Source organism: Alteromonas sp. G4i13, assembly GCF_054960505.1.
The window spans coordinates 1-3,677 of sequence record NZ_JBHNYX010000088.1; the positions used below are offsets into that span (position 1 = coordinate 1).

At 44.8% G+C, this 3,677-nt stretch carries 2 protein-coding genes; one reads left to right on the forward strand and one right to left on the reverse strand.

The annotated features are described in order from the left end of the window. Positions 1 to 118: 118 nt before the first annotated feature. A complete protein-coding gene (gene ppsA / locus ACFI6J_RS21325; protein ID WP_348671040.1) occupies positions 119 to 2,491 on the reverse strand; it encodes a phosphoenolpyruvate synthase in 2,373 nt (790 codons plus the stop codon). A gap of 271 nt (positions 2,492 to 2,762) precedes the next feature. Here ppsA and ppsR point away from each other — a divergent pair, with 271 nt between their 5' ends. Beyond that, positions 2,763 to 3,575, forward strand: a complete 813-nt coding sequence (gene ppsR, locus ACFI6J_RS21330) for a posphoenolpyruvate synthetase regulatory kinase/phosphorylase PpsR (RefSeq protein WP_014949315.1) — start codon at positions 2,763 to 2,765, stop codon at positions 3,573 to 3,575. The last annotated feature ends 102 nt before the right edge of the window (positions 3,576 to 3,677 follow it).

Here is a 3,677-nt window from a genome sequence, read left to right on the forward strand (position 1 = left end):
AGACCTTATGGTCTCTTTTTCAATAATATCAAAGCGATAACGTCGTGAAATAACACGACGTTAGATGGAAAACTAGATAGCCCTTAAGCTTTCTAGCCTTCACATCCGAGCTGCGTGATTAACCGTGCTTTTCAGCAAGGTAAAGCCAGGTTTCAACCACGGTATCAGGGTTAAGTGATACCGAATCAATCCCTTCTTGTACCAGCCACGCGGCGAAGTCTTCGTGATCTGATGGACCTTGACCACAAATGCCTACGTATTTTCCACGCTTCTTCGCTGCCTGAATTGCCATTGACAACAGTGCTTTCACCGCTTCATCACGTTCATCAAACAAGTGCGCGATAAGACCACTGTCGCGATCTAGACCTAGGGTTAACTGCGTTAAGTCGTTAGACCCAATAGAGAAACCGTCGAAAATGTCTAGGAACTTATCAGCAAGCAAAGCGTTTGATGGCAGTTCACACATCATGATAACGCGAAGGCCATTTTCACCTTTCTTAAGTCCCTGCTCTTCAAGAAGCTCGATAACTTGACGACCTTCTTCTAATGTACGAACAAACGGGATCATGATCTCAACATTGGTCAAGCCCATTTTGTTGCGAACGCGCTTTATGGCTTCACATTCAAGGGCAAAACAATCGCGGAAATCTTCAGAGATGTAGCGGCTTGCACCACGGAAACCCAACATTGGGTTTTCTTCGTCTGGCTCGTATTGATAACCGCCCACTAAGTTAAAGTATTCGTTCGATTTGAAATCTGACATACGAACAATAACTTTCTCTGGCGAGAATGCAGCGCCAATGGTTGAAATACCTTCCACCAATTTCTCGATGTAGTATTCCGTAGGCGACTCGTAGCCTGCAATCATATCGCTAATTTCTTCTTTCAACTCTTCAGGCTGGCTGTCGAAATTAAGTAGTGCTTTAGGGTGCACACCAATCATGCGGTTGATAATAAACTCAAGACGCGCAAGACCAACACCTGCGTTTGGCAAGCGAGCAAAATCAAATGCGCGATCTGGGTTACCCACGTTCATCATCACTTTTAGCGGTAGGTCAGGCATTGCGTCAATGCGTGACGTCACTACGTCGAACTCGAGTTCGTCACCGTAGATAAAACCGGTGTCACCTTCAGCACAAGACACAGTAATTTTGTCGCCGTTCTTGATACTGTCAGTCGCGTTCCCACAACCAACCACCGCTGGAATGCCCAACTCACGCGCGATGATTGCCGCGTGACACGTACGGCCACCACGGTTGGTAACAATAGCAGAAGCCTTCTTCATGATGGGTTCCCAGTCAGGGTCTGTCATGTCAGTTACCAGAACATCACCCGCCTGGATTTTGTCCATCTCTTCAATTGAATCAAGCACTTTCGCTACACCAGCACCGATTTTGTGACCAATTGCACGGCCTTCAACAACGATGTTGCTTTGACCTTTTAGTTGGAAACGCTCAATGCTCTGTGAGTCTTCACGGCTGCGTACTGTTTCAGGGCGAGCCTGAACAATGTAAAGTTTGCCGTCTGCGCCATCTTTTGCCCACTCGATGTCCATAGGACGCTCGTAGTGCTGTTCAATGATCTGCGCCTGTTTAGCAAGCTCCATTACTTCGTCATCAGTCAACGAGAAGGTTTTGCTGTCAGCTGCATCAATATCGACAATAGACACTTGCTTACCGTGTGCTTCATCATCTGAGTACACCATTTTAGTAAGCTTACTACCAAGGTTACGACGAACGATAGCAGGCAGGCCTTTATCAAGTGTTGGTTTGTGAACATAGAATTCATCAGGGTTAACCGCCCCCTGCACCACCATTTCACCTAAACCAAATGAGCTGGTAATAAATACAACGTCTTCAAAGCCAGACTCTGTATCGATAGTAAACATAACGCCTGATGATGCAATATCACTACGCACCATGCGTTGTATGCCTGCAGATAGCGCCACGCCTTTGTGGTCGTATCCTTGGTGAACGCGATATGAAATAGCGCGGTCGTTAAATAGCGATGCGAACACGTGCTTAATTGCCACAAGCACGGCTTCATAGCCTTTAACGTTTAGGAAAGTCTCTTGTTGACCTGCGAAAGACGCATCAGGCATATCTTCAGCCGTGGCTGATGAACGCACTGCAAATGACGCTTCTTCACCTGCATCACCCTGTAATGTGACAAACGCAGTTTTGATTTCTTCTTCTAACTTTCCTTGGAAAGGTGTGTCGATGATCCACTGGCGGATATTCTTACCCGCTTCGGTCAGTGCGTTTACGTCATCTACGTCTAACGAGTCTAAGACTTCGTGGATGCGCGCTTCTAGGCCACTTTGCTCTAGAAACTCATTAAATGCCTCGGCGGTGGTAGCAAAACCTCCCGGCACCTGCACACCGGCGTTCGCCAGGTTTGAAATCATCTCGCCTAATGATGCATTTTTGCCGCCTACGCGACCCACATCATGCATGCCCAGTTCTTGATACCAAAGTACGTATTCTTGCACAGCCCAAGCCTCCAGCTTTTTTATGTGTAGGGTATGAGGTTAATTTCAGGTTTGTGCTTTTGTCACCTGAAACTCATCAAATTGTAGTCGATATGTGGTGAAAACCACTGTTAACGCTGTCCATTACGTTTGACAGCAAACCTATTGATATTTGCCATCATTCACAAGAACCGTGTAGCTTTTCGACGAAATCATCTTAGAATGGGGAAATTCAGAATGTAAACCCTTTATTACTTTTGTAATAAAATTACACCAATGTTAAGGATATGTTGTGCGCACAGCTTTTTATATTTCAGATGGTACAGCCATCACTGCAGAGGTCTTCGGCCACGCCCTGCTTTCCCTGTTTCCCGTTTCTTTCAATCACAACACCATTCCTTTCGTTGAGACTGAGGAACAAGCTCACAAAGTTTTACAGCAAATTTCTGAAAGTTTTCAAGACACCGGAGAAAGGCCGCTCGTTTTTTATACAATTGTGAATGTAGATATTCGCAAAATAATCTCGAAATCTGTGGGCATTAACTATAATTTTCTCGATCAATTCGTAGCGCCACTGGAAAAAGTATTGGGTGTTCCTTCAAAACCAGAAAAACATCGTACACACAGTATCCACGAAACCACCTACGATATTAGAATTGAGGCCGTAAACTACGCATTGGCTAATGACGATGGCTCTAATCTAAAAGATTACGATGAAGCAGACATCATTCTTACTGGTGTTTCACGCTCGGGTAAAACGCCAACAAGTCTTTACTTAGCCCTTCAATACGGAATAAAAGCAGCGAACTACCCTTTTACAGAAGAAGACATGGGAGACATGCTGAAACTGCCTCCTGCCCTAAGACGATTTAAAAACAAACTCTTCGGACTAACGATTGAAGCCGATAGACTACATCAGATACGTTCAGAGCGACGCGCAAACAGTAAATACGCATCGCTTCCACAATGTAGGATGGAGCTTCGTGAAGTTGAGAACCTGTATAGAAAGGAAAAAATTCCGTTTTTGAACAGCACTAAATATTCTATTGAAGAAATTTCGGCAAAGATTTTAGCCGAGACTGGACTGAAGCGCCGTAAGTATTAGTATCCTCAAAGCTTTGTTTAAATTTTAGCTTGATAGCTGTTTTTAGAGAAGCTCTCGCATCTAAATTGCTTACGCTAAAAACCGGATGCTCAACGCCTAACA